Origin of the sequence: Pseudomonas chlororaphis subsp. piscium (genome assembly GCF_003850345.1) — a bacterium.
GTDB classification, from domain to species: Bacteria; Pseudomonadota; Gammaproteobacteria; order Pseudomonadales; family Pseudomonadaceae; genus Aquipseudomonas; species Aquipseudomonas piscium.
The window spans coordinates 2,442,742-2,465,002 of record NZ_CP027707.1; the positions used below are offsets into that span (position 1 = coordinate 2,442,742).

Genomic DNA, 22,261 nt, shown 5'->3' on the forward strand with positions numbered 1-22,261 from the left:
CTTTCTTCAAGCAAGCCGATCCCCTCCGCAGGCGCGTGGCGCCTTGCGGTCGGCCGATTGCGACGGGATTTTTCGAGGCAGTGCCTGGTGCATCCCTCAGGGGGCGCCAGGCACTGCCTTCATCGGGTGGTCATCACGGATATCCTGGTGATCCCCGAACGTTCGATGGAGGCCATGGCCTTGGCCACCTGGCCGTAGTTGACGGCGGCGTCGGCCTGCAGCTGCACGCGCACCTCGCTGTCCTTGGCCTTGACCTCCTTGAGGCTGCTTTCCAGCAGCTCGGGGGCCACTTCGGACCTGGCCAGGTAGAACTTGCCGTCCTGGTCGACGCTGACCACCACCGGGTCTTTTTTCTCGGCGGGGGCCACGGCGTCAGTTTTCGGCAGGTTGACCTTGATCGCGTTGGTCATCAGCGGGGCGGTGACGATGAACACCACCAGCAGCACCAGCATCACGTCCACCAGTGGCGTGACGTTCATTTCACTGAGCACTTCGTCGCTGTCTTGAGTAGAGAAGGACATCAGCTGGCCTCCCGTACGGCGTGGGCGGTCTTGCTGGCGATGGCCTGGCGGCTGATGGCGAAGGCGCTGCGCTGGGCCAGGGCGTCGAAGTCATGGGCGAAGTCGTCCATGCTGGCCGAGGCCAGCTTCAGGCGACGCAGGAAGAAGTTGTAGATCAGCACCGCCGGCACGGCGACGGCGATGCCCACGCCGGTGGCGATCAATGCATGGCCGATCGGCCCGGCCACGGTTTCCAGGCTGGCCGAACCGCTGGCGCCGATACTCTGCAAGGCCTCCATGATCCCCCAGACCGTGCCGAACAGGCCGATGAAGGGCGCGGTGCTGCCGATACTGGCGAGCACCGCCTGGCCGCTTTCCAGGGCCCGGCGCTCCTTCTGGATCTGCTGGCGCAGGTTGCGTTCCAGGCGGTCGGCGCGGTTGATGGTGTGGGCCAGTTGCTGGGTGGTGCGTGGCGACTCCTCCACCAGCAAGGCTTCGAAACCGCTGCTGGCGATGCGCGCCAGGGAGCCAGGGTACTGGCTGGCGTGCTCGGCGGCGGTGAGCAGGTCCGGGGCGCTCCAGAAGGCTTTGCTGAACTGCCGGTTCTGGGTCTTCTGCCGCAGGTACTGCGCCGACTTGACCAGCAGCAGTGCCCAGCTGACCACGGAAAACAGCACCAGGGCCCAGAGCACGCCGGGGACAATCAGGGATGTCAGGGAATCGTTCATGGCTACACCTCGCATGCGTAAACAGGTTGTGAGTTCAGGTCAGGCCGCGGTCATTGCGGCAATTTGAAATCGATGGTCTGGGTGGCGAAGCCTTCGATCGGCGTGTCGCCGCGCTTGGCCGGGATGAATTTCCAGTTCTTCACCGCGGCCACGGCGGCCTCGTCCAGTTGCGGCTTGCCGCTGGAGCGGGTGACCTCCACGCTGCCGGCGCGGCCGTTGGGCAGCACCTTGATGCGCAGCACCACCGTGCCTTCCCAGTTGCGGCGCAGGGCCAGGGACGGGTATTCCGGCGGCGGGTTGCCGAGGCTGGCCAGGCCGGAAACCGCCGCCGATTCCTTGACCGGCCCGGGGGCCGCGGCAGGCGCCGGAGCCGCGGCCGGTTGGCTGGGCGCGGTCGGTGGCGCGGGGGCGGGTGGAGCCGGCGTTTTCGGCGGCTCGGGCTTTTTCACCGGCTTGGGTTTCTCGACCGGCTTGGGCTTTTCGATGGGCTTGGGTTTCTCCACCGGCTTGGGCGGCGGCTTGAGCGCGTCTTCGTCTTCCACCGGTTGCTCGGGTTCGGGCGGCGGCGGAGGTGGCGGGGGTTCCGGGGGGGGCGGCGCGGGTGGGGTCGGGCTGCTCAGCTCGACGGTCATCTCCGGGATTTGCGGGGGCGTTTCCAGCGGCGCGGCGCGGGTCTGCTGGAAGAACCACCAGGCGCCACCATGGAGCAGGGCCGAGACCGTCACCAGCAACAGCACCTGGCGCTTGCTCAGGCCTCCGGGTTTCGATGCATTGCCCTTATAAGGACGGCCCCGCGCAACCTGGACGACGGCTTCATCGCCCAAGGGCCTCGGCAGGGTTCTGTTCTTTACCGCATCGTTCATTAAAGCTCCCTCGGTCGGATGAAGGGCAATAAGGCACCGTTCGAACATTGGCTGGAATGTTCGAAAGTCGGGTTTAACTTTTTCAAGGGTGAGCAAAAGCCGATAGTTGAACTATCCAGTTGAACGGGCTTGTGCAAACGAGTGGCTTAACGCCTTCGGCTTCGATTGTTCATTACCACTCCCTGGAACAGTGTTATGGGATGAGTCGGTGTTTGTAATGCACCTGTCTCGTACTCGTTACATATAGCAACCGCTATGCCAGATTGTGTCGCTCGTTATGCAATTGGCGATGGCTCGGAGTGCATGTCGCATTTATATAAATTTGCGCGAAAAACTGGCGCAATAACCTATATTCAGTGCCTCGAAAAGTTGACCTTAAATGCTTTTTACGGGCGAGCCCGCCTGCCCTGGGTTATCCGCTTTTCAGCCGGAAACAGGGGCGATCAGTGCCGTGGCCAACGCACTAAAAAGTGTCTGGCGAATTGATTTGGTGCAAATAAACAGTGACTAGCCGGTCATTGCCTGGGGGTCCTTGATCTTGTTGTCTTCAGGGCGCTGTGTAGCGTTTCTGCTGCCTTTGGCGGCCCGCTCCGGGGGCATCCTTGAGTATCCATGGCGCGCTCGCCAGCCCGTCATGGAGCAGGGTGGTGGCGGACGTCTTATCAGTCTGTTGGGGGTGTAAATAATTAACCGGTACGTACATTGAGTGTATGTAAATAGCGGTCCGCTCATTACCCAGTGGTCGATGCATTGATATTGAATTGCCTTATTGTCGGGCAAAACTCTGGTCATCCAGTTTTAACGCGCTTTGGCACGTTTGTTTGTTGTCGAATACGCAACGACAGAAATACGGATTTCGCTCAGTGAAGTGTCACTGAGTGAAAAATTAAGTTGGCCGCTTAGTGGTTAAAAAACAGTCGACTATAGGTCTTGTCGAAGGTTCTTCCGTCGACGCTACTTGGACAGTGGCGAGACCGGGCAGGGGGCGAATGTTTGTGTCGGGATACCCTTGGCAGTATCCGGGACGACGGGCTTGAATATCGGTATCGGGACAGGGTCGGCCTTATAACAGCCGCTGCCGCCAGCCTGGAAGTTATCCTGTCGACTGGAGCGGGGGGCATTACTAGAGGCTGGCACAGGCAGCGCCGCGTAGCGTGCGCAAGGTCGATCGTCGATGACGCACAGGGCGCGAGGGCCGGTCCGGGCAGGGCTGCCGGACGAGGCGGAACCAGGGGCGAAACGGTGGAGCCAATAGCGGAAAACGCCGGTGAACATGACTGCACATCGCACATGAGACTTCCTTATCGCCAGTCTCAGCTCAACGAGCTTTTGGCTCGCCGTCTGCACTTTATAGGGACGCGGATAGCGTCCGATGATTGCTATTGGTGCGGGTAGGCACCGTCGATGCGGCTCTTCCGGTGGGTCGATTCGCAAGCTGCAGGTGCATGGGAAAAACGTGCCAGTTCCAGGTACGTTCGTGCAGTTTTCTTCGCCAGTGCTCGCCAGGCCTTGTTTGGTGGGGCCTGGCGGTGGGCAGAGGGTGCTGGTGAGGCGAGGTTCGCCCATCGTGCCCATAAAAAAGCCCGGCGTATCAGGCCGGGCTTGTTGGGCTTTGCAGAGTGCTGCGACTCAACGACGGCGCACGAACCGGCGCCACAGCCAGACCCAGATCATCACCAGCGGGAAGGCCAGGACCAGGAACGGCAGCACGTAGCTGCCTTTCTCCAGGGCTTCGGCGGTGCCGTAGGCGAGGTTGTCCAGCAGGTTGTCGAAGGCCTGTTGCAGGGTCGAGCCGCGCTGGCTGCTGTCGGTGGGCACGAAGTTCAGGGTCAGGCGGTTGGTGTCGAGCCGTCGCTGGTGCCCGGCGGCGGCCTGGGCCAGGGCTTGCAGGTCGTTCTCGATGCTCGCCTGTTCCTTGCTCAGGGCGATCAGGTCGCTGACGGTGATGTCCTTGCGCGCCGCCAGCTGATCGAGGCGTTGCTGCTGGGCCTTGAGCCGCTCCTGCTGGCGCTGCACGTCGGCCACGGCGTCGGCCAGGTCTTCGGCGCTGGTGATGCGTTCGCCGATTTCGGCGCCCTGGGCGGCCAGCGCCACTATCGGTTCGACGCCGTCGGGCACGATGCGCAGGACCACCTGGGCGTGATACTGGCCTTGTTGCAGGCGCAGGATATTGCAGGCGCCGAACTTGGCGTTTTCGCAGGCTTCGCGGGTGGCGGCCAGGCGCGGCGCGATCTGCGCCGAGGGCAGCGACAGGCTCAGTTCATGTTCATAGGCCAGTTGCGCGCCGGCCTTGCCCTGGGCACCGCCGACCGCCACCGAGGACGAGTGATCGCTGGGAGAACAGGCGGTCAGCAGAGTGCTGAGCAGCACCACGGCGAGGCTGCGCAGCGGAGTAGGGGTGTCGTCCTGAGGGTGCATGGTCGCTCCTTGAAATAAATGATCGTGCCCGGGCTGGCGGGACGGCTGCGTATCTTATCGTCGATTGCCCGGGGAGGGGCGAGGATGTGGTGTCGCCGCGGCTTATCGCCAGGGATTTGCCGGATGGATACGACTGGGCGCGGGTACCGCTTCGGGGTACACCTCGGGGACCGATGACCCGCGCCCCCTGTCATCGCCATCGGCAACGGAGACCCGCCATGAGCACGCCCGAGTTACCCGAAGGTTATGCCCCCTTGTCCCGCAGCAGCCCGCTGCTGGAGCTGATCGGCCCGGTGTATTGCCGTGGCAGCGGCCTGCAGCTGGAGATCGGCCTGCGTGCCGACAGCCGTCACGCCAACGGGCGTGGCACCGTGCACGGCGGCATCCTCGCCACCCTGGCCGATATCGGCATGGGCTACGCCATGGCCTTCGCCAGCGACCCACCGCTGCCGCTGATCACCGCCAGCATGCACCTGGACTACCTCGGCGCGGTGCAGGTCGGCGAGTGGATCGACGTGCGCCTGGAGCATTCCAAGCGCGGCCGGCAGATGGCCTTTGCCACCGTCACCCTGCAGGTCGGCGAGCGGGTGGTGGCCAGGGCCAACGCGGTGTTCGCGGTGCCGGCGCAGGGTGGTTGAGAGCAGGGTGTTGCGGCGGCGCGGCTCAGCCTGCTGCTTCGACAATCTGCTTCCACTCCAGGCCGAAGCGCGCCAGGTACTTGCGCAGGCGGTCGGCGTCATTGGGCTGGGCCTTGGTCTGGCGGGACACGCCAAACAGCTTGCGTCCGGCATCGGACAGGCTGTCGGCCTGGCGGCAGACCTCGATCACCGCCCGCAATTGCAGGCGGTCGAACAGGTCGAGTTCGACGGTGTCGCCCAGCAGGGTGGCCAAGGGATCCTGCTCCTGGCTCAAGCCCCAGGCATAACGGAGCCGCTCGATTTCTTCCTCGGCCTGGGCTTCGTCGATGCGCCCGCTGTCGGCCAGGGTGGCCATGCGGGTGATGGACGCCGACAGTTCGCGGAAGTTGCCCAGCCACGCCGCCTCGCTGGAGCTGGCAAAGGCCAGGTAGCGCCGCCGAGCCTCGAGGTTGAAGCGCACCAGGCGCCCTTGTTCCCGGGCGTGGCGTTCCAGTTCGAAATCGATGTTCGGCTCGATGTCCTCGCGCCGCCCGGCCAGCCCCGGCAGGTTGAAGGTCCAGAGGTTGATCCGCGCATACAGGTCCTCGCGGAACAGGCCCTGGGCCACCCGGCCGCGCAGGTCGCGATGGGTGCCGGCGATGATCAGGAAGTCACTGTCCACTTCCTTGTCCGAACCCATGGGGAAGAAGCGCTTTTCCTCGATGGCCTTGAGCAGCATCGCCTGTTCGTCGAGCCCCAGTTCGCCGATCTCGTCGAGAAACAGCATGCCGCCATCCGCCGCCCGCAGCAGGCCGTCGCGGGCGTTCTGGGCGCCGGTGAAGGCGCCCTTGATATGCCCGAACAAGGCCGACATGGCGCCGTCGCCGCGCAGGGTGGCGCAGTTGACCTCGACAAAACGCCCCTGGACCTGATGCCGGCCGCGCTTGAGCTCATAGATGCGCCGGGCCAGGAACGACTTGCCGGCACCGGTGGGGCCGATCAGCAGCATCGGCGCCTTGGAGCGCAGGGCGACGCGCTCGATCTGTTCGATGGAGCGGTTGAACGCGACGTTGCGGGTGGCGATCCCCGACTTGAGGAAGGCCAGGCCCTCCAGGCGCTTGCCGGCGAAGCGCGAGGCGATGCGGTCGTAGCGCGACAGGTCGAGGTCGATCAGGGCGTGGGTGCCGGTGGCGTGCTGCTCCGGGTCGCGACGCCGCGCCGGGGAGGTCTGGATCAGCCGCGCCGGCAGGTAGCGCGCCTCGGTCAGCAGGAACCAGCAGATCTGTGCCACGTGGGTCCCGGTGGTGATGTGCACCAGGTAGTCCTCACGCTCGGTGTCGAAGGGGTAGGCGCTGGTGAAGTCGTGCAGGGCGCCGTACACCTCTTCGAAATCCCAGGGGTTCTTCAGGCCCATGGGGTGCAGGCGCACCTCGGTCTGCGGCGATACCTGGCGAATGTCGTTGGCCACCCGCTCGGCCAGGCTGACGTCCCGGGCGTCGATGCCGTGGATCAGCTCCAGGCGGTGGATCAGCACGTCCTGCTGCTGGCACAGGCCGACACTGGGGCGCCAGTGGCTCCAGCGGTTGGCGCCCTTGCCGACGCGATCGAGGGTGGAACCGACAAAACCTATGGCGACCGTGGGCTTGCCTGACATTTTTATACCTGAAGATAAAAGGCGATAAACAAAGATATAAAATTATCAGCGGCTTTGTCTCGAAGACTCGCAAAGGAAAAATGATTTAAAAATAAAAACGTTATAAATCAATTTGTTAAAAAATAATTCACAGGAAAAAATAAAACTGGCACAGCGGCTGCAATCTCTCTGGCAACGAACAAGACAACAGAGCGAGACGCCAAGATGGCCAACTTCCAGCTGTTCAACACCCAACAGGCAAAAGCGCCAGCGAGCGACACCCTGAACGCTGCCCAGGCCCCGGCCTATGCCTACAACGCCAAGCACCGCCTGGCCCAACTGGCGGTGACCGGTTGCCTGAACTCGACCTTCTACACCTCGCCTGAAGGTCAGCTGGAAGCGGTGCTGCAACTGGTGAGCGAAGTCGACAGCCGTTTCGTCGCCCAGGCCGCGCGTTACGCTCGGCAACAGGGTCATATGAAAGACATGCCGGCCTTGCTGCTGGCGGCGCTGACCGCGCAACGCTCGGCCCTGGTGCCGGAGCTGTTTGCCCAGGTGGTGGACAACGGCAAGATGCTGCGCAACTTCGTGCAGATCCTGCGCAGCGGGGCGACCGGGCGTAAATCCCTGGGGTCGCAGCCCAAGCGCCTGGTGCAGAACTGGTTGAACAGCGCCACCGAGCGCCAGCTGTTGCAGGCTTCGGTGGGCAACCAGCCGTCGCTGGCGGACGTGGTCAAGATGGTTCACCCCAAGCCAAGCGAGGCCTGGCGCGCAGCCTTCTTCGCCTGGTTGATCGGCAAGCCGGTGGATGTGCAGGCGCTGCCTGAGCTGACCCGCGCCTTGCTGGCCTTTCGCAGCGGTGCGACCACGGCTGTGCCGCAGGTGCCGTTCCAGTTGCTTGGCAACGAAACCCTGAGCCGCGAGCAATGGGCCGAACAGGCGCACAATATGGGTTGGCAGGGGTTGCGCATGAACCTCAACACCCTGGCCCGCCATGGCGCGTTCCAGGTGCCGGGTTGCACCGAGTATGTGGCGGCGCGGCTGGCGGATGCCGCGGAGGTGGCCAAGGCCCGGGTCTACCCGTACCAGTTGCTGGCGGCCTACCGCATGGCCGGGGACGAGGTGCCGCAGCCGGTGCGCGAGGCGTTGCAGGATGCTCTGGAGCTGTCCCTGGCCAACGTGCCGGCGCTGCAAGGCGCGGTGGTGGTGTGCCCGGATGTCTCGGGGTCGATGCACAGCCCGGTCACCGGTTATCGCCAGGGCGCCACCACGGCGGTGCGCTGCATCGATGTGGCGGCACTGGTGGCTGCCGCGGTGTTGCGCAAGCAGCCGGCGGCGCGGGTCATGCCGTTCGAGGTGGGGGTGGTGGATATTCGCCTCAACCCGCGGGACAGCGTGATGAGCAACGCGCAGAAACTGGCGGCCATCGGCGGTGGCGGGACCAACTGCTCGGCGCCCCTGGCACAGTTGGCCAACGCCAAGTGCAAGGTGGACACCCTGATCCTGGTCTCGGACAACGAGTCGTGGATCGATGCGCGGCGCCATGGGGCGACTGAAACCCTGCGCCAGTGGGAGCGGATCAAGGCCATCAACCCGCAGGCGCGGCTGGTGTGCATCGATATGCAACCCGGGGCCACCACCCAGGCACCGGACCGCGAGGACATCCTCAACGTCGGCGGCTTCAGTGACGCGGTGTTCGATGTGATCCAGCAGTTCACCGCGGGCAACTACGGTGCACAGCACTGGGTCGAGGCGATCGAGGCGATGGCGCCCTGATCGGCAAGACATGAGATAAACCCTGCGCCGCTCACCCGGCGCACGCCGAAGAATTTTTGTTCATTGGCCCTGAATGCCGCTGTGACTACATCCAAAGACGTCTCAGCAGATCTTGTCAGGGCCTGTGAAGGCACGAATACCAGTGGCTGTACATCATGGTTATGCCGGTTCGATTCCGGCGATCAGTCACTCCTTTTGTCGTGCCACCTTTTTTGCAGTTTCAGCGACGAATGCTGATGGAACTACATACCAGATTCGTGATGCGGGTTCGAGTCCCGCCGGTGCCTGAAAAGGTGCCGTAGTTCAAAGGTCAGAACACGAGTGCACTGTTTCATCGACCCTTGTCGTCGCAGGTTTTTCTCCCGCCCGAGCGGGATGGCAGCGAATGCCACAGGTACTACATCGTGTCGCGGGTTCGAGCCCCGCCAGCCGCAAGGCTGTAGCTCAGTCGGTAGAGCGCATGTGCCTGTTCTCTTGTCGTTGCCCGCGGGCTTGGCCTGCACCGATTGACCCGGCGAATGCCGGTGGAACTACAGGACAGCGTGGTCGCGGGTTCGATTCCCGCCAACCGCAAGGGGCTAGCTCAGTGGCAGAGCGCGCTGCATGTTTCACCTTCACTGGTCGCCGTTTATGCCGGACCACCGGTCACAGAACAAGGTCGGATTTTCGACCACAGAAAAAAGAGTCAGGAACATGGAACACAAGACCTACCAACTGCTGGAAGTCGCCAACGGCAAGCCGATCAAGATGTGGACCGAGGGCGTGCCCGTGGAAAACGAAGCCCGCCAGCAACTGATGAACACCGCGAAGATGCCGTTCATCTTCAAGCACCTGGCGGTGATGCCGGATGTGCACCTGGGCAAGGGCTCGACCATCGGCAGTGTGATCCCCACCCTGGGCGCGATCATCCCGGCGGCGGTCGGGGTGGATATCGGTTGCGGCATGATCGCCGCCCGCACTTCGCTGACCGCAGCCGACCTGCCGGATAACCTGCACGGTCTGCGCAGCGCCATCGAACAGGCGGTGCCCCACGGCCGCACTTCGCCGCGCAGCGGTCGCGACAAGGGCGCCTGGGGCGACGTGCCGCGCCAGGCCGACCACGCCTGGGCGGCCTTGCACCCACGCTTCAAGGCGATCACCGACAAGTACCCGGCGCTGGCCAACAGCAACAACCGCCAGCACCTGGGCACCCTCGGCGGCGGCAACCACTTCATCGAGGTCTGCCTGGATGAGGCCAACCGGGTCTGGTTCATGCTCCACAGCGGTTCCCGTGGCGTGGGTAACGCCATCGGCAACCTGTTCATCCACCTGGCCCAGGCGGACATGCGCCAGCACATCGCCAACCTGCCAGACCGCGACCTGGCCTACTTCGAGGAAGGCAGCCAGCACTTCGACGATTACGTCGAGGCCGTGGCCTGGGCCCAGGATTTCGCCCGGCACAACCGTGAACTGATGATGCAACTGGTGATCCAGGCCACCCGCAAGGTGATCAACAAGCCCTTCGACGTGGCGCTGGAGGCGGTGAACTGCCACCACAACTACGTGCAGAAGGAGCGCCACTTCGGTGAAGAGGTGCTGGTGACCCGCAAGGGCGCGGTGTCGGCGCAGAAGGGCGAGCTGGGGATCATCCCGGGATCGATGGGCGCCAAGAGCTTCATCGTTCGCGGGTTGGGCAACGAGGAGGCGTTCTGCTCCTGCAGCCACGGTGCCGGGCGCACCATGAGCCGCACCAAGGCCAAGAACACCTTCACCCTGGCCGACCAGATCCGCGCCACCGCCCATGTGGAGTGCCGCAAGGACACAGCTGTGATCGATGAAATTCCGATGGCCTACAAGGACATCGACCAAGTCATGCACGCCCAGCGCGAGCTGGTGGAAGTGCTGCACACCCTGCGTCAGGTGGTGTGCGTCAAGGGGTAGAACAATGGACGACATGGATGCAGTGATAGCGGCCCCGCCCAGCTGGCATGACCAGCTGAGCGACTACGAAGCCCGCCGCGTGCGGGAGGTGATGGACACCCTGGACAGGCACAGCGCCTGGCTGGAACTGAGCCGCTTCGGCAACGGGTTCGTGCGTCAGGCCGCGGTACGCGGCCTGGCCGCACAGCCTTCGGCAGAGGCCCTGGCCGCCTTGCTGGAGCGCCTCAACGATTGGGTGCCCCAGGTTCGCCAGGAGGCGGCCGCGGCAGTCGAGGCGTATTGGGCGCCGGAGCACGCCGGGCTGCTGTTGCAGACCCTGGCACCGTTGCTGGCCCTTACCAGCAAGCAGCGGGCCGACCACGGCGCGACCCTGGAGCGGGCCACCGCGGTGTTGCAACTGGCCCAGGTGCGCGACGAAGTGCAAGGGGCCTTTGGCGATTGCCGGGGCAAGGCCGCGCGCTTTGTCTTCGAGCTGTTGCTCAAGGGTGTCGAGGACCGGCCGGCGCTGCTGGCCATGGCGTTGCGTCACCCCGAGGTCAGCGTGCGGCAGATGGCGGTGGATGCCTGCGCCGAACTGCCCGACGAGCAGGCGGTGCCTTTGCTGGAAGAGGTGATGCGCAGCTGTGGCGCCAGTGTGCGGATCAAGGCCCTGCGGCTGTTGCTGCCGTTGCTGGCCGACCCGGGCGCGCATCTGCGCCAGGCCTTGCTGGACCCTTCGGGAGCCCTGCGTTGCCTGGCCCACTGGGCGGCGCCGCGTTATCGGCTCGACCCGCGGGAGGTATTGCTGGCCCGGCTGCTCGAGCCGGCACCGCTGAACAAGCGCGAGTGGCTGGGCCTGCTGGGGCTGGCCAAGGAACTGCGGGAGCCACAGGCCGACGCCATGCTGCAACAGGCCCTCGCCTCCAAGGCGCTGACCGTGCGCCTGCTGGCCCTGCAAGCCCTTGGCGAGCGTGGCCTGGCCCAGCAGCTGGCGGCCCTGGACGATCCGTCGGACAAGGTCTTCGACTGCGCCCTCGGCCTGTTGCGCGAGCAGCCCTGGGCGGCGTTCGAGGAGGCTCTGGAGCAGCGTCTGGACCAGCATTGGCATGACCTGCCCAAGGCGCGGCGCTGGGCCTTGCTGGGGCTCAAGCCGGGCTGGCGCCAGTTGCAATACCTGCTGCATCGCCTGGACCAGGCGGGCAGCGAGGCAGCTTATTGGCGCGAGACCCTGGCCCGTTGGTGCGATGCCCGCTACGCGATGTTCGACCCGGTGACCCCCAAGCCACTGCGAGAAGCACTGGCGCAGCGGTTGCAGGCGATGGAGGAGGCCGGTGAAGTGCCTCGGGGATCGCTCAAGCGCCTGCTGTGAACGAAGCAAGACGATCAGGCCAGCGTGAGAAGCGGCTGGCGATCGTCGATTGAACAGGACAAGGAACCATGGAACTGCATGAGCGTCACCCGTTGAGCAGCGCCATGCGCGAACGGGTACTGGAAGAGCTGGCGCGGATCGAGCGCGAGCGCAATGTGCGGGTGCTGTATGCCTGCGAATCGGGCAGTCGGGCCTGGGGTTTTGCCTCCACCGACAGCGATTACGACGTGCGTTTCGTCTATGTGGAGAAGCCCGAGTGGTTCATCCAGGTGGACTCCGGGCGGGACGTGATCGAGCGGCCTCTGGATGACGAACTGGACATCAGCGGCTGGGAACTGCGCAAGACCCTGGGGTTGCTGCGCAAGTCCAACCCGACCCTGCTGGAGTGGCTGGATTCGCCCCTGGTGTATCGCAGCGAGCCGGCGGCAACCGCACGCCTGCGCGAGCTGGCGGAGGCCTTCTACAGCCCGCCGGCGGCCCGCAATCATTACCTGTCGATGGCCAGGAAGAACTTTCGCGGTTACCTGCAAGGCGACAGTGTGCGGTTCAAGAAGTACTTCTACGTGCTCCGGCCGTTGCTGGCGGTGCGCTGGATCGATCAGGGGCGCGGCCGCCCGCCGATGATCTTCGCCGACCTGCTGAGCACCGTCGACCACCGGCCACTGCTGGACGAGGTGGATGAGTTGCTGGCCTTGAAACGCAGCGCCGACGAGGCCGCTTACGGGCCGAGGCGCCCGGTGCTGCACGCCTTTATCGCCGCTGAACTGGAACGCCCGGTGCCCAAGCTGGCGCGCACCCATCAAGACAACGCTTTGCTGGACGACTACTTGCGAGACACTGTCCGGCGTTATGCCTGAGGAATGTAATGAAACAGGATGTCATCGAACTGGACGGCGCCATCGGCGGCGGCCAGGTCCTGCGCAGTGCCCTGAGCCTGTCGATGCTCACCGGCAAGACCCTGTGCATCCACAACATACGGGCCCGGCGCAGTCGCCCGGGGCTGCTGCGCCAGCACCTGACCGCGGTGCTGGCGGCGGCGCAGGTCTGCGCGGCCAGGGTCTTGGGCGCCGAGTTGGGTTCCCGAGCGCTGACCTTCGAGCCGGGGCCGATTCGCGGCGGCGACTACCGCTTCGCCATCGGCACCGCCGGCAGCTGCACCCTGGTGTTGCAGACCCTGCTGCCGGCCCTGTTGCAGGCCCCGGAGCCCAGCCGCGTGAGCATCAGCGGCGGCACTCACAACCCGCTGGCGCCGCCGGTGGATTTCCTCCAGCAGGCCTGGCTGCCGCAACTGCGGCGGATGGGCGGGCAGGTGGAGTTGCAGTTGCTGCGCCATGGCTTTGTTCCCGCCGGCGGCGGCGAGCTGGAAGCTTTTATCCAGCCCTCGACCCTGCAACCTCTGCACCTGGAACAGCGCGGCGATTTGCTAGGGCGCCGGGCCTGGGCCCTGAGTGCCGGCCTGCCGGAGCATGTGGCGGAACGCGAATTGCGCCGGGTCGGCACTCGCCTGGAGCTGCCTCGGGAGCACCTGAGCCCGGTGCGGCTGGATGAGCAATGCGGCCCGGGCAACGTGCTGTTGCTGGAGTTCGTCTGCGAGCACCTGACCGAGCTGTTCAGCGGGTTTGGCCAGAGCAGCCTGCGGGCGGAAAGCGTGGCCGACCGCGCCATCGACCAGGCCCGGGACTGGCTGGATTCCGGCGCCGCGGTGGCCGAGCACCTGGCCGATCAACTGCTGCTGCCCATGGCCCTGGCCAGTGGCGGGAGCTTCACCACCCCGCGCATGACCGAGCACCTGCAAAGCAATATCCGGGTGATCGAGGCGTTTTTGCCGGTGCGTATCGAGTGTTCGACGAGCGCTCACGGGGGGCTGCGCGTCGAGGTTCTACCTCAGCGTCATTGAATGGAAGGTCTGCGCTGGCGGACCACTGAAGAGCGTATTGGATGAATTTCACTGAAGTCTTTTTGCAGAAGAAACTGCGCCTTACCGAACAGCTGTTGCAGGGGTTCGATATCGCCAATGATCTGGTGGTTTACTGTCAGAAAACCACGATCAAGGACGGAGCGTCGCATATCCATTTCAATGCAATCAGCTATCACTCCTCATTGGTCCGCAAGTCGCTGGACAGCCATGAGCATCTTTCAATGTTCCCCGTGGTCTTCGACTACCTGGACCTGATGGTCGACCAGCAGTACGGGACGAGCGACAAGTTGTTCCATGAAAAACTGAATATTTTCCGCCGCAGGAACCGGCAGCCCGATCCGTTGCTCAGGCATATCGAGATCATGGTTTTCGATTACGCGATCACCGTCCGCAACAAGCTTGTCCATCACAAGACCCGGTTCTCTGCGTGCGGCAAGTTCTTGCAGGTGAAGGCCGGGATGCGGCTGGAGATCGCGCGCTTCGGGCTGCTCAACCGCTTGATCCATTTCCTGGTGCGGCGCATGGCGGCTCCCAAACCGCTGAGCCTTTATCGGCGGGCGCTGCTGGTGAGTGCTTATCGTGCAGTGTTCGGGCATCTGGATCGCCGGCTTGATGGATGGGTCGCCAAGGGGCCACGCTTGCCTTCGATGAATATCACCTATTCTCGTTATCTGGTCGATATGGCCCAGGAGGCGGTGGCCGAGGACGTGGTGCTGTTCGATAAGCTGGCACGGTTTCCGGACCCTACCGGTTATCCCGATCGTCAAGCCTTCCTCAAGGCGCATCCGGATCCCGAGCGCAAGATCATGTATGGCAATTACACCTATCTTCTGAGCTACCGTGGGACTGTCCTGCGAGTGCCGGCCGAGGCGATCCATCAGCATCCGACCTACCGCCTCGCGGACTTCCGGCATTGGAATGAACAACCTGTGTAGCCCGTCGGCCGCAAGATCCAGTCAACCGAGGGAATGGTCATGTATCAACTTTATGGGGCGCAAGGCTCTGGTTCTGCCATCGTCGAGATCGCCCTGGAGTGCTGCCAGGTGCCGTACCGCATCCTTGAGGCCACCCCCTGGGAGGACTGCCCGGGGCTCGTGGCCCTGGCGCGGCTCAATCCGCTGAAACAGATCCCGACCCTGCAACTGCCGGACGGCAGCATCCTCACCGAAAGCGCGGCGATCCTGATCGAGCTGGGCCTGCGTTATCCAGGCTCCGGGCTGCTGCCGGAGGATGAGGGCGCCCGGGCCCAGGCCATTCGCGGGTTGGTGTATATCGCCGCCAACTGCTACTCGGCGATTGGCGTGATCGATTACCCGGAGCGCTGGTTGCGGGGCGCCGATGAGCCGTTGCAGGCGCGGGTGCGGGAAACAGCTCGGGAGCGCCTGCATCGCAGTTGGGAGATCTTCGCCGATCAGTTCGCGGCGCAGCTGTGTGCGAGCAGTACGACTCTGGCGGCCCTGGATTTTCACGCGGCGGTGGTGTCGCGTTGGGCGGGCAGTCGCGAGCATCTGCGCCGCGAACGCCCCGACTGCTGCGCGCTGCTGGAGCGCATCGACCGCCATCCGCAGGTGGCGCCGGTGCTGGCGCGGCACTGGCCGGACTGAGTGTGGCAAGGTGCGATGCAGCGAAAGCCGTCGATGGTTGAGCGCGAGGCTCTTATACTCGCCGGCTTTCTTTCATGCCTACTTCTCAAGAGGAACGCCCCTTGGCCAACGAATCGGATCAGGACTTCTACAACCGCGCCGATGCCATCATCGAACTGGCAAACACCCATATCAGCGACAGCAGCCGCGGCAAGGCCAGTGCCTCGCTGATGTATGCCAACTCGCGGTTTGCCGCCTGGGTCAGCGCCTGCGGTTGCCGCAACGCCGAAGAACTGGCGGCGGCCAAGCAGCAGGCGGTGGATTATTTCGTCGAGGAATTCCGCCTGATGATGGAAGAGAACCTCACCGACTACATCGAGAATTTCAGCCTCTACATGACGCCTCAGGACAGCTGAAAAAGCATCGCGGGCAAGCCTCGCTCCTACAGGTTCGCGTCGTTTCCGCCGTGGCGATCAACACGCGCTTCTGTAGGAGCGAGCGGGCGGCGATCCGACTTGCCCGCGATGACGTCAGTGGCGTCGCCGCAAAAAAAGCGACTTACAACCCCATCTCCAGTTCCAGCAGATCCGCCAGTGGCTGGCGCCGGCGGATCAGTTTCACCTGGCCGTCCTCGAACAGCACCTCCGGCAGCAGCGGCCGGCTGTTGTAGTTGGAGGACATGCTGGCGCCGTAGGCGCCGGTGTCGTGGATCACCAGCAGGTCGCCGACCCGGGCCTGGGGCAGTAGCTGCGGGGTCAGGCTTTCGTCGTCCTGGGTGAAGATATCGCCGGACTCGCACAGCGGGCCGCCGACCACAGTGGGCCGCGGTTCGCGCTGCACCGACTGGCCGTTGGCGTCGATCAGGCTCATGGCGTGATAGGCGCCGTACATGGCCGGGCGCATCAGGTCGTTGAAGCCGGTGTCGGCCAGCACGAAGTGATGATTGCCAGCATCTTTCACCACCCGCACTTCGCTGACCAGGCAGCCGGCCTCGGCCACCAGGAAACGCCCGGGTTCGATTTCCATGCGCACGCCGTGGCCGAGCCAGGCTTCGATTTCCTCGCGGGCCTGGCGCCAGGCATTGGCATAGCGACGCACGTCCACCGGCTCGTCGCCCGCGCGGTACGGGGTGGACAGGCCGCCTCCGATGGAGAAGGCCTCGATGTCGTGGTCCAGGGACTTGACCGCCGCCACCATGGCCGCGCCGACCTGTTCCAGGTGCCCGTAGTCCACGCCGGAGCCGATGTGCATGTGCAGGCCCACCAGCTTCAGGCCGTACTGGCGGATCACCGCCAGGGCTTCGTCGACCTGCTCGTGCCAGATGCCGTGCTTGCTGTTTTCGCCGCCGGTGTTGGTCTTGCGGCTATGGCCGTGGCCAAAGCCCGGGTTGATCCGCAGCCACACGCGGTGGCCCGGGGATTTCTCGCCGAGCTGGCGCAGCATGTCGATGGAACCGGCGTTGACCTCGATGTTCAGCTCCACCACCCGTTGCAGGGTGGCGGTGTCGAACAGGTCGCAGGTGAAGACGATGCCGGCCGGATCGCCCTCCGGGCTGAACCCGGCCAGCAGCGCCCGTTCGATTTCCCCCAGGGACACCGCGTCCACCCGCACTCCGGCCTCGCGGATCAGGCGCAGCACCTGCAGGTTGGAGCAGGCTTTCTGCGCGTAACGCACCACGTCGAAGGCCTTCAGTTGCTGGATGCGCACCTTGATGGTCCGCGCGTCGTAGCACCACAACGGGGTGCCGTACTGGCGGGCGGCGGCGGTCAGTTGTTCGGGAGAAAAGGGAATGGCCATGGCAATCGTCTGTGGCGAGGAAAGAGGCCTGCATGATGCCGAGGGCGGTGTATTCAATAAAATATCTATTCTTTGTATCTCGATTCAGTTTTGATATGGGTTGTGTAAGTTAGAGTCGCAAACCAAGGAGCAAGCGGTGGACATTTCCCTGCGCCATATCGAGGTGTTCCGCGCCATCATGCAGGCCGGCAGCGTCACCGGCGCGGCGCGCCTGCTGTTCACCTCGCAACCCACGGTCAGCCGCGAACTGGCGCGACTGGAGAGCCTGTCCGGGCTGAGCCTGTTCGACCGCGAGGGCGGCCGCCTGCTGCCGACCGCCCAGGCCATGCTGTTGCTGGAGGAGGTGGAGCGGGCCTATGTCGGCCTGGAGCGGATCAACAGCGTGGCGCAGTCGATCCGCCGCTTCGAGCATGGCCAGTTGAGCCTGACCTGCCTGCCGCTGTTCTCCCAGACCCTGCTGCCGCGGGTGTGCAAGCACTTCCAGCAGCGCCACGCCGGCATCGGCCTGAGCATCACCGCCCAGGAATCGCCCTTGCTGGAAGAGTCCCTCAGTGCCCAGCGCCACGACCTGGGCCTGACCGAAAGCGAGCACCTGCCTCGCGGCACCCAGGGCGAACTGCTGTTCTGCGCCGATATGGTGTGCATCCTGCCGGAAGGGCATCCGTTGCTGGCCAAGCCGCTGCTGCACAGCGAAGACTTTCGCGGGGTGAATTTCATCAACCTGTCAGGCCTGGACATTTATCGTCAGACCCTCGACGAGCACTTTCGCCAGGCCGGCATCGACCGCCGGGTGGTGATCGAAACCACCAATGCCGCCTCGGTCTGTGCCATGGTGCGCCAGCAACTGGGGGTGGCGATCATCAACCCGCTGAGCGCCATGGAGGAGGCGGGCAGGGGCCTGGCGATCCGGCCACTGCAGTTGTCGGTGCCGTATCGGGTGATGCTGATCCGCCCGGATTTCCGGCCGTCGTCGATTTTCGTCGAGGCCTTCTGCGCTTCCTTGAAACAGGAGGCGTCGGCCCTGGCCGCGGCCCTCGAGCGTCGATTGCAACGGGAGCCATGACGGGCAGTGCCGCTGTTGTCGGCCTAGGCTTGGAACAACCGGATTCTTGGTAAACCCTGGGGGATGTCTGTCATGGCGGGACCTGTAACGAGCGAATCCGGGAAACACCTGAGCCGCGGCATTCCGCGCACCGTCTGGGCGCTGGGACTGGTCAGCCTGTTCATGGACCTGTCGTCCGAGCTGGTACACAGCCTGTTGCCCCTGTACATGGTCGGTACCCTGGGGATCAGCATGCTGGTGGTCGGCATCATCGAGGGCGTGGCGGAAGCCACGGCGCTGATCGTGAAAGTCTTTTCCGGCGCCATCAGTGACTTTATCGGCCGGCGCAAGGAGCTCCTGCTGCTGGGTTACGGCCTGGCGGCGCTGACCAAGCCGCTGTTCCCCCTGGCGAGTTCGGCGGAACTGGTGTTCAGCGCGCGCCTGCTGGACCGCATCGGCAAGGGCATTCGCGGCGCACCCCGGGATGCCCTGGTGGCGGACGTGGCCCCGGCGGAAATTCGTGGCGCCTGTTTTGGCCTGCGCCAGTCGCTGGACACCGTAGGGGCGTTCCTCGGGCCGATCCTGGCCATCGGCCTGATGCTGTGGCTGGCCAACGATATCGCCCATGTCCTGTGGCTGGCGGTGATCCCCGCAGTGGTGGCCGTGGCGCTGCTGATCTTCGCCATCCGTGAACCCGAACATGCCCCCGGCACCCGGCACTTCCGGTCGCCATTGCGCCTGGCCTCGCTGCGGCGTTTTTCCCGGCATTACTGGTGGGTGGTGGCCATCGGCGCGGCCTTCACCCTGGCCCGTTTCAGCGAGGCATTCCTGGTGCTGCGGGCCCAGCAACTGGGCTTTTCCGCCGCCTGGGTGCCACTGGTGATGGTGGTCATGGCCGGGTTCTACATGGTCTCGGCCTATCCGGTCGGCAAATGGTCGGACCACATCAACCGCAGCGCCTTGCTCAGCGTCGGCCTGCTGTTGCTGATCCTCGCCGACCTGGTGCTGGCCTATGCCGAATCGGTGCCGATGGTGCTGCTCGGCGTCGCCCTGTGGGGCCTGCACATGGGTTTCAGCCAGGGCATCCTCGCCACCCTGGTGGCCGACACCACGCCCGCCGATCTCAAGGGCACCGCCTTTGGCGTGTTCAACCTGCTGAGCGGGATCGCCCTGTTGCTGGCCAGCGTGATCGCCGGCTGGCTGTGGCAGACCCACGGCGCGGCGCTGACGTTCTACGCCGGGGCGGGGTTTGCCGCTTTGTCGTTGCTGTTGCTGATGGGCAAGCCGAAATCGCAGTGACCGCCTCTCGGGGCAAGGCGCTAGCTGCTCCCGCCGGGCTGGTCGGCCGACAGGCTCCAGACAATCGAGGTCAGGATGCCCAGGTCGAGCAGCAGGGCTTGTGAGCGCAGGGCCTTGCGCAAGGGACTGTAGTCGGCCTTGGTCGCCTTGAAGCTGGACTTTTCCAGCACATGGATATGCTTGGTCACCGCAGTGACGGCCAGGTTGGCCAGCTGCTTCTCGGTGTCGGGTTCAGCGATACCCAGCTCCTTCAAGCGGTCCTGGAAGGCGGCGATGGCTTCTTTTTCACTGTCATCCCGGGGCTGGTAGAGGATCTTCCGCTCGGGGGCGCTTGCAGTGACTTTCTTGAACAGCACGGCTGACTCGTTGAAGTGTTGCAGGGCCGCTGCCTTGGCCTCGGTGGCATGCAGGGGTTCCTTCAGTTCGAGGTACATCAGCATTTCGTGGAATTTCTGAAAGCCCCGGTGCAGCTCGGCGCCGGCGTTGGCCGAGAGTTTCTCGAGCCCTTTTCTGTCCGCGTCGAAGGAGGGGCCGGCACTGGCCTGGAGGCCGGCCAGCCCCGTCAGCAATATGCAAAAGCCGGTGTAGAGCAGGCATCTGATCAGGCGCATGTTCCGCTCCTCGTTATCGGGTCGATGCAGGAGGCAAAGGACTGGGTGGCAGGCCGCGCTCTGCCCATGCGGGCTTGAGCGCTGTGATCCGGCTTCGACAGATAACGCACCGCGCACCGACCGGGACTGTTTCAGCCGTGAGTCAGTGGGCAGGAAGGAGTGGAAAACGGGTCTCGCCAGCCGTATGAGTTGAATGTAGCTGACGGATGGGCGGCTGCCAGAGGCCTCTGTTCAGCGTCTGCCGGGCCGCAAAATAAACCCGGCGCACCATGAGGTGCGCCGGGTGTGTTGCCGGCTGGCCGCCGGATGTCGTGGGTCCGAGGGCCGGCCGTGGTGCGCGGTAAGTTAGCGCTCGATCGCCAACGCCACGCCCTGACCGCCGCCGATGCACAGGGTCGCCAGGCCTTTTTTGGCATCGCGCTTGAGCATCTCGTGCAGCAGGGTCACCAGCACCCGGCAGCCCGAGGCGCCGATCGGGTGGCCGAGGGCGATGGCGCCGCCGTTGACGTTGACCTTGCTCGCATCCCAACCCAGCTCCTTGCCCACCGACAGCGACTGGGCGGCGAAGGCTTCGTTGGCTTCGATCAGGTCCAGCTGCTCCAGGGACCAGCCGGCCTTGTCCAGGCAGCGGCGGGTGGCCGATACCGGGCCGATGCCCATGATCGCCGGGTCGACCCCGGCGTTGGCGTAGGCGGCGATCTTCGCCAGCACCGGCAGGCCCAGGGCCTTGGCTTTGGCGGCGCTCATCAGGATCACCGCGGCGGCGCCGTCGTTCAGCGACGAGGCGTTGCCGGCGGTGACCGTGCCGTCTTTCTTGAAGGCTGGCTTGAGCTTGCCCAGGGATTCGGCGGTGGTGCCGGCGCGCGGCTGTTCGTCGGTGGCGAAGGCAATTGGGTCGCCCTTGCGCTGGGGAATCAGGATCGGGGTGATTTCATCGACGAAACGTCCGCCTTCGATGGCGGCCACGGCCTTCTGCTGCGAGGCGGCGGCAAAGGCGTCCTGGGCTTCGCGGCTGATGCCGTATTTGTCCACCAGGTTCTCGGCGGTGATGCCCATGTGGTAGTCGTTGAAGGCATCCCACAGGCCATCGCTGATCATGGTGTCGACGATCTGGCTGTGACCCATGCGCAGGCCGGTGCGGGCGCCGGGCAGCACGTAGTTGGCCAGGCTCATGTTTTCCTGGCCGCCGGCGATGATCACCTCGGCGTCGCCGCAGCGGATCGCCTGGGCGCCCAGGTGCAGGGCCTTGAGGCCGGAGCCGCAGACCTTGTTCAGGGTCAGCGCCGGCACGGCGTGGGGCAGGCCGGCCTTGATCGCGGCTTGGCGCGCGGGGTTCTGTCCGGCGCCGGCGGTGAGCACCTGGCCCATGATCACTTCATCGACCTGGGCGCCGTCCAGGCCGGTCTGGGCCAGCAGCTGGCGGATCACCGCGGCGCCGAGATCGACCGCGGAAATGTTCGCCAGCGAACCCTGGAAACTGCCGACCGCGGTGCGGGTGGCGGCAACGATTACGACGTCTTGCATGGTCTGGTTGCTCCTCAGGCGAACTGCATTTCAGGCACGTGGGCCGGCACGATCAGCTTGCCGGCGGTCTTGCTGACGATTTCCTCGACGCTCACGCCCGGGGCGCGCTCCTTGAGGATGAACGCGCCGTTCTCGATCTCCAGGTAAGCCAGGTCGGTCAGCACGCGCTTGATGCAGTTGGCGCCGGTCAGCGGCAGGCTGCAGCGCGACAGCAGTTTCGACTCGCCGTCTTTCGAGGCGTGGGTCATGGTGACGATGATGTTGTCCGCGCCGGCCACCAGGTCCATGGCGCCGCCCATGCCCTTGACCAGCTTGCCGGGGATCATCCAGGAGGCGATGTTGCCCTGCACGTCGACCTCGAAGGCGCCGAGCACGGTGAGGTCGATATGGCCGCCACGGATCATCGCGAAGGATTCGGCGGAAGAGAAAATCGACGCGCCGATGCGCGCGGTGACGGTCTGCTTGCCGGCGTTGATCATGTCCGCATCGACTTCGTCGTCGGTGGGGAAGGCGCCCATGCCGAGCAGGCCGTTTTCCGATTGCAGCATCACTTCCATGCCGGCGGGGATGTAGTTGGCCACCAGGGTCGGGATGCCGATGCCGAGGTTCACGTAGAAGCCGTCCTGCAGTTCGCGGGCGACGCGTTGAGCCATTTGTTCGCGGGTAAGAGCCATTTTTTATTCT

General features: G+C 64.6%; 20 protein-coding genes and 1 tRNA gene. 12 read left to right on the forward strand and 9 right to left on the reverse strand.

Annotation, left to right across the window (positions count from 1 at the left end; genetic code table 11):
• Positions 1-119: 119 nt before the first annotated feature.
• From C4K38_RS11400 to C4K38_RS11415, 4 genes are all read right to left on the reverse strand, one after another.
• Positions 120-521 (reverse strand): ExbD/TolR family protein, encoded by a 402-nt coding sequence (locus C4K38_RS11400; protein ID WP_053278420.1) that lies wholly within the window; start codon positions 519-521, stop codon positions 120-122.
• A complete protein-coding gene (locus tag C4K38_RS11405) occupies positions 521-1,228 on the reverse strand; it encodes a MotA/TolQ/ExbB proton channel family protein (protein ID WP_009048248.1) in 708 nt (235 codons plus the stop codon). Before C4K38_RS11405 ends, C4K38_RS11400 begins: the two co-directional genes overlap by 1 nt.
• A 50-nt stretch (positions 1,229-1,278) precedes the next feature.
• Positions 1,279-2,091, reverse strand: coding sequence for an energy transducer TonB (locus tag C4K38_RS11410; RefSeq protein ID WP_053278421.1), 813 nt, complete (start codon positions 2,089-2,091; stop codon positions 1,279-1,281).
• A 1,629-nt stretch (positions 2,092-3,720) separates the two neighbouring features.
• On the reverse strand, positions 3,721-4,509 hold the full coding sequence (locus tag C4K38_RS11415; RefSeq protein WP_053278422.1) for a DUF4349 domain-containing protein: 789 nt from the start codon (positions 4,507-4,509) through the stop codon (positions 3,721-3,723).
• Between the two features lie 218 nt (positions 4,510-4,727).
• On the opposite strand from C4K38_RS11415, the gene C4K38_RS11420 reads away from it, so the two are divergent.
• The gene (locus C4K38_RS11420) at positions 4,728-5,147 is read left to right on the forward strand and encodes a PaaI family thioesterase (RefSeq protein WP_053278423.1); all 420 of its coding nucleotides are present in this window, start codon (positions 4,728-4,730) and stop codon (positions 5,145-5,147) included.
• 25 nt (positions 5,148-5,172) lie between these two features.
• Here the strand turns inward: C4K38_RS11420 and rtcR are convergent, their stop codons facing one another.
• Entirely contained in the window at positions 5,173-6,780 is a 1,608-nt protein-coding gene (gene rtcR, locus C4K38_RS11425; RefSeq protein WP_053278424.1) for an RNA repair transcriptional activator RtcR, read from the reverse strand.
• Between the two features lie 204 nt (positions 6,781-6,984).
• On the opposite strand from rtcR, the gene C4K38_RS11430 reads away from it, so the two are divergent.
• The 9 genes from C4K38_RS11430 to C4K38_RS11465 all read left to right on the forward strand — a co-directional run bounded on the left by C4K38_RS11430 (position 6,985) and on the right by C4K38_RS11465 (position 15,720).
• Complete coding sequence (locus C4K38_RS11430) at positions 6,985-8,535, forward strand: RNA-binding protein (RefSeq protein ID WP_053278425.1); 1,551 nt, start codon at positions 6,985-6,987, stop codon at positions 8,533-8,535.
• Between the two features lie 433 nt (positions 8,536-8,968).
• A tRNA-OTHER gene (locus C4K38_RS32285) sits at positions 8,969-9,105 on the forward strand.
• 123 nt (positions 9,106-9,228) lie between these two features.
• Positions 9,229-10,455, forward strand: coding sequence for an RtcB family protein (locus tag C4K38_RS11435; RefSeq protein ID WP_053278426.1), 1,227 nt, complete (start codon positions 9,229-9,231; stop codon positions 10,453-10,455).
• Between the two features lie 4 nt (positions 10,456-10,459).
• Complete coding sequence (locus C4K38_RS11440; protein ID WP_053278427.1) at positions 10,460-11,803, forward strand: amino acid adenylation domain-containing protein; 1,344 nt, start codon at positions 10,460-10,462, stop codon at positions 11,801-11,803.
• Positions 11,804-11,871: 68 nt separating this feature from the next.
• Positions 11,872-12,660, forward strand: a complete 789-nt coding sequence (locus tag C4K38_RS11445) for a nucleotidyltransferase domain-containing protein (RefSeq protein WP_053278428.1) — start codon at positions 11,872-11,874, stop codon at positions 12,658-12,660.
• A gap of 8 nt (positions 12,661-12,668) precedes the next feature.
• Positions 12,669-13,700, forward strand: coding sequence for an RNA 3'-terminal phosphate cyclase (gene rtcA / locus C4K38_RS11450; RefSeq protein WP_053278429.1), 1,032 nt, complete (start codon positions 12,669-12,671; stop codon positions 13,698-13,700).
• A gap of 41 nt (positions 13,701-13,741) precedes the next feature.
• The gene (locus C4K38_RS11455; RefSeq protein WP_053278430.1) at positions 13,742-14,656 is read left to right on the forward strand and encodes a hypothetical protein; all 915 of its coding nucleotides are present in this window, start codon (positions 13,742-13,744) and stop codon (positions 14,654-14,656) included.
• A gap of 39 nt (positions 14,657-14,695) precedes the next feature.
• Complete coding sequence (locus C4K38_RS11460; RefSeq protein ID WP_053278431.1) at positions 14,696-15,325, forward strand: glutathione S-transferase family protein; 630 nt, start codon at positions 14,696-14,698, stop codon at positions 15,323-15,325.
• 101 nt (positions 15,326-15,426) lie between these two features.
• Complete coding sequence (locus tag C4K38_RS11465; RefSeq protein ID WP_053278432.1) at positions 15,427-15,720, forward strand: DUF3144 domain-containing protein; 294 nt, start codon at positions 15,427-15,429, stop codon at positions 15,718-15,720.
• Between the two features lie 142 nt (positions 15,721-15,862).
• On the opposite strand, the gene lysA is transcribed toward C4K38_RS11465, so the two are convergent.
• A complete protein-coding gene (gene lysA, locus C4K38_RS11470; protein WP_053278433.1) occupies positions 15,863-17,101 on the reverse strand; it encodes a diaminopimelate decarboxylase in 1,239 nt (412 codons plus the stop codon).
• A gap of 136 nt (positions 17,102-17,237) precedes the next feature.
• Between lysA and C4K38_RS11475 the strand changes: the two genes are divergently transcribed.
• On the forward strand, positions 17,238-18,164 hold the full coding sequence (locus C4K38_RS11475) for a LysR family transcriptional regulator (RefSeq protein WP_053278434.1): 927 nt from the start codon (positions 17,238-17,240) through the stop codon (positions 18,162-18,164).
• A gap of 72 nt (positions 18,165-18,236) precedes the next feature.
• Positions 18,237-19,442: an MFS transporter gene (locus tag C4K38_RS11480; RefSeq protein WP_053278435.1), complete on the forward strand. Its 1,206-nt coding sequence runs from the start codon at positions 18,237-18,239 to the stop codon at positions 19,440-19,442.
• Positions 19,443-19,462: 20 nt separating this feature from the next.
• Here C4K38_RS11480 and C4K38_RS11485 read toward each other — a convergent pair whose 3' ends face one another.
• The 3 genes from C4K38_RS11485 to C4K38_RS11495 all read right to left on the reverse strand — a co-directional run bounded on the left by C4K38_RS11485 (position 19,463) and on the right by C4K38_RS11495 (position 22,251).
• Positions 19,463-20,053, reverse strand: coding sequence for a hypothetical protein (locus C4K38_RS11485; RefSeq protein ID WP_053278436.1), 591 nt, complete (start codon positions 20,051-20,053; stop codon positions 19,463-19,465).
• A 345-nt stretch (positions 20,054-20,398) separates the two neighbouring features.
• Positions 20,399-21,577: an acetyl-CoA C-acetyltransferase gene (locus tag C4K38_RS11490; RefSeq protein ID WP_053278437.1), complete on the reverse strand. Its 1,179-nt coding sequence runs from the start codon at positions 21,575-21,577 to the stop codon at positions 20,399-20,401.
• A 14-nt stretch (positions 21,578-21,591) separates the two neighbouring features.
• Positions 21,592-22,251: a CoA transferase subunit B gene (locus tag C4K38_RS11495; RefSeq protein WP_053278438.1), complete on the reverse strand. Its 660-nt coding sequence runs from the start codon at positions 22,249-22,251 to the stop codon at positions 21,592-21,594.
• Between the last annotated feature and the right edge of the window lie 10 nt (positions 22,252-22,261).

Bases quoted from the DNA above. Each gene is read 5' to 3' on its own strand.
- C4K38_RS11400 (WP_053278420.1), bottom strand. From the start codon at position 521: ATGTCCTTCTCTACTCAAGACAGCGACGAAGTGCTCAGTGAAATGAAC.
- C4K38_RS11405 (WP_009048248.1), bottom strand. From the start codon at position 1,228: ATGAACGATTCCCTGACATCCCTGATTGTCCCCGGCGTGCTCTGGGCC.
- C4K38_RS11410 (WP_053278421.1), bottom strand. From the start codon at position 2,091: ATGAACGATGCGGTAAAGAACAGAACCCTGCCGAGGCCCTTGGGCGAT.
- C4K38_RS11415 (WP_053278422.1), bottom strand. From the start codon at position 4,509: ATGCACCCTCAGGACGACACCCCTACTCCGCTGCGCAGCCTCGCCGTG.
- C4K38_RS11420 (WP_053278423.1), top strand. From the start codon at position 4,728: ATGAGCACGCCCGAGTTACCCGAAGGTTATGCCCCCTTGTCCCGCAGC.
- rtcR (WP_053278424.1), bottom strand. From the start codon at position 6,780: ATGTCAGGCAAGCCCACGGTCGCCATAGGTTTTGTCGGTTCCACCCTC.
- C4K38_RS11430 (WP_053278425.1), top strand. From the start codon at position 6,985: ATGGCCAACTTCCAGCTGTTCAACACCCAACAGGCAAAAGCGCCAGCG.
- C4K38_RS11435 (WP_053278426.1), top strand. From the start codon at position 9,229: ATGGAACACAAGACCTACCAACTGCTGGAAGTCGCCAACGGCAAGCCG.
- C4K38_RS11440 (WP_053278427.1), top strand. From the start codon at position 10,460: ATGGACGACATGGATGCAGTGATAGCGGCCCCGCCCAGCTGGCATGAC.
- C4K38_RS11445 (WP_053278428.1), top strand. From the start codon at position 11,872: ATGGAACTGCATGAGCGTCACCCGTTGAGCAGCGCCATGCGCGAACGG.
- rtcA (WP_053278429.1), top strand. From the start codon at position 12,669: ATGAAACAGGATGTCATCGAACTGGACGGCGCCATCGGCGGCGGCCAG.
- C4K38_RS11455 (WP_053278430.1), top strand. From the start codon at position 13,742: ATGAATTTCACTGAAGTCTTTTTGCAGAAGAAACTGCGCCTTACCGAA.
- C4K38_RS11460 (WP_053278431.1), top strand. From the start codon at position 14,696: ATGTATCAACTTTATGGGGCGCAAGGCTCTGGTTCTGCCATCGTCGAG.
- lysA (WP_053278433.1), bottom strand. From the start codon at position 17,101: ATGGCCATTCCCTTTTCTCCCGAACAACTGACCGCCGCCGCCCGCCAG.
- C4K38_RS11480 (WP_053278435.1), top strand. From the start codon at position 18,237: ATGGCGGGACCTGTAACGAGCGAATCCGGGAAACACCTGAGCCGCGGC.
- C4K38_RS11485 (WP_053278436.1), bottom strand. From the start codon at position 20,053: ATGCGCCTGATCAGATGCCTGCTCTACACCGGCTTTTGCATATTGCTG.
- C4K38_RS11490 (WP_053278437.1), bottom strand. From the start codon at position 21,577: ATGCAAGACGTCGTAATCGTTGCCGCCACCCGCACCGCGGTCGGCAGT.
- C4K38_RS11495 (WP_053278438.1), bottom strand. From the start codon at position 22,251: ATGGCTCTTACCCGCGAACAAATGGCTCAACGCGTCGCCCGCGAACTG.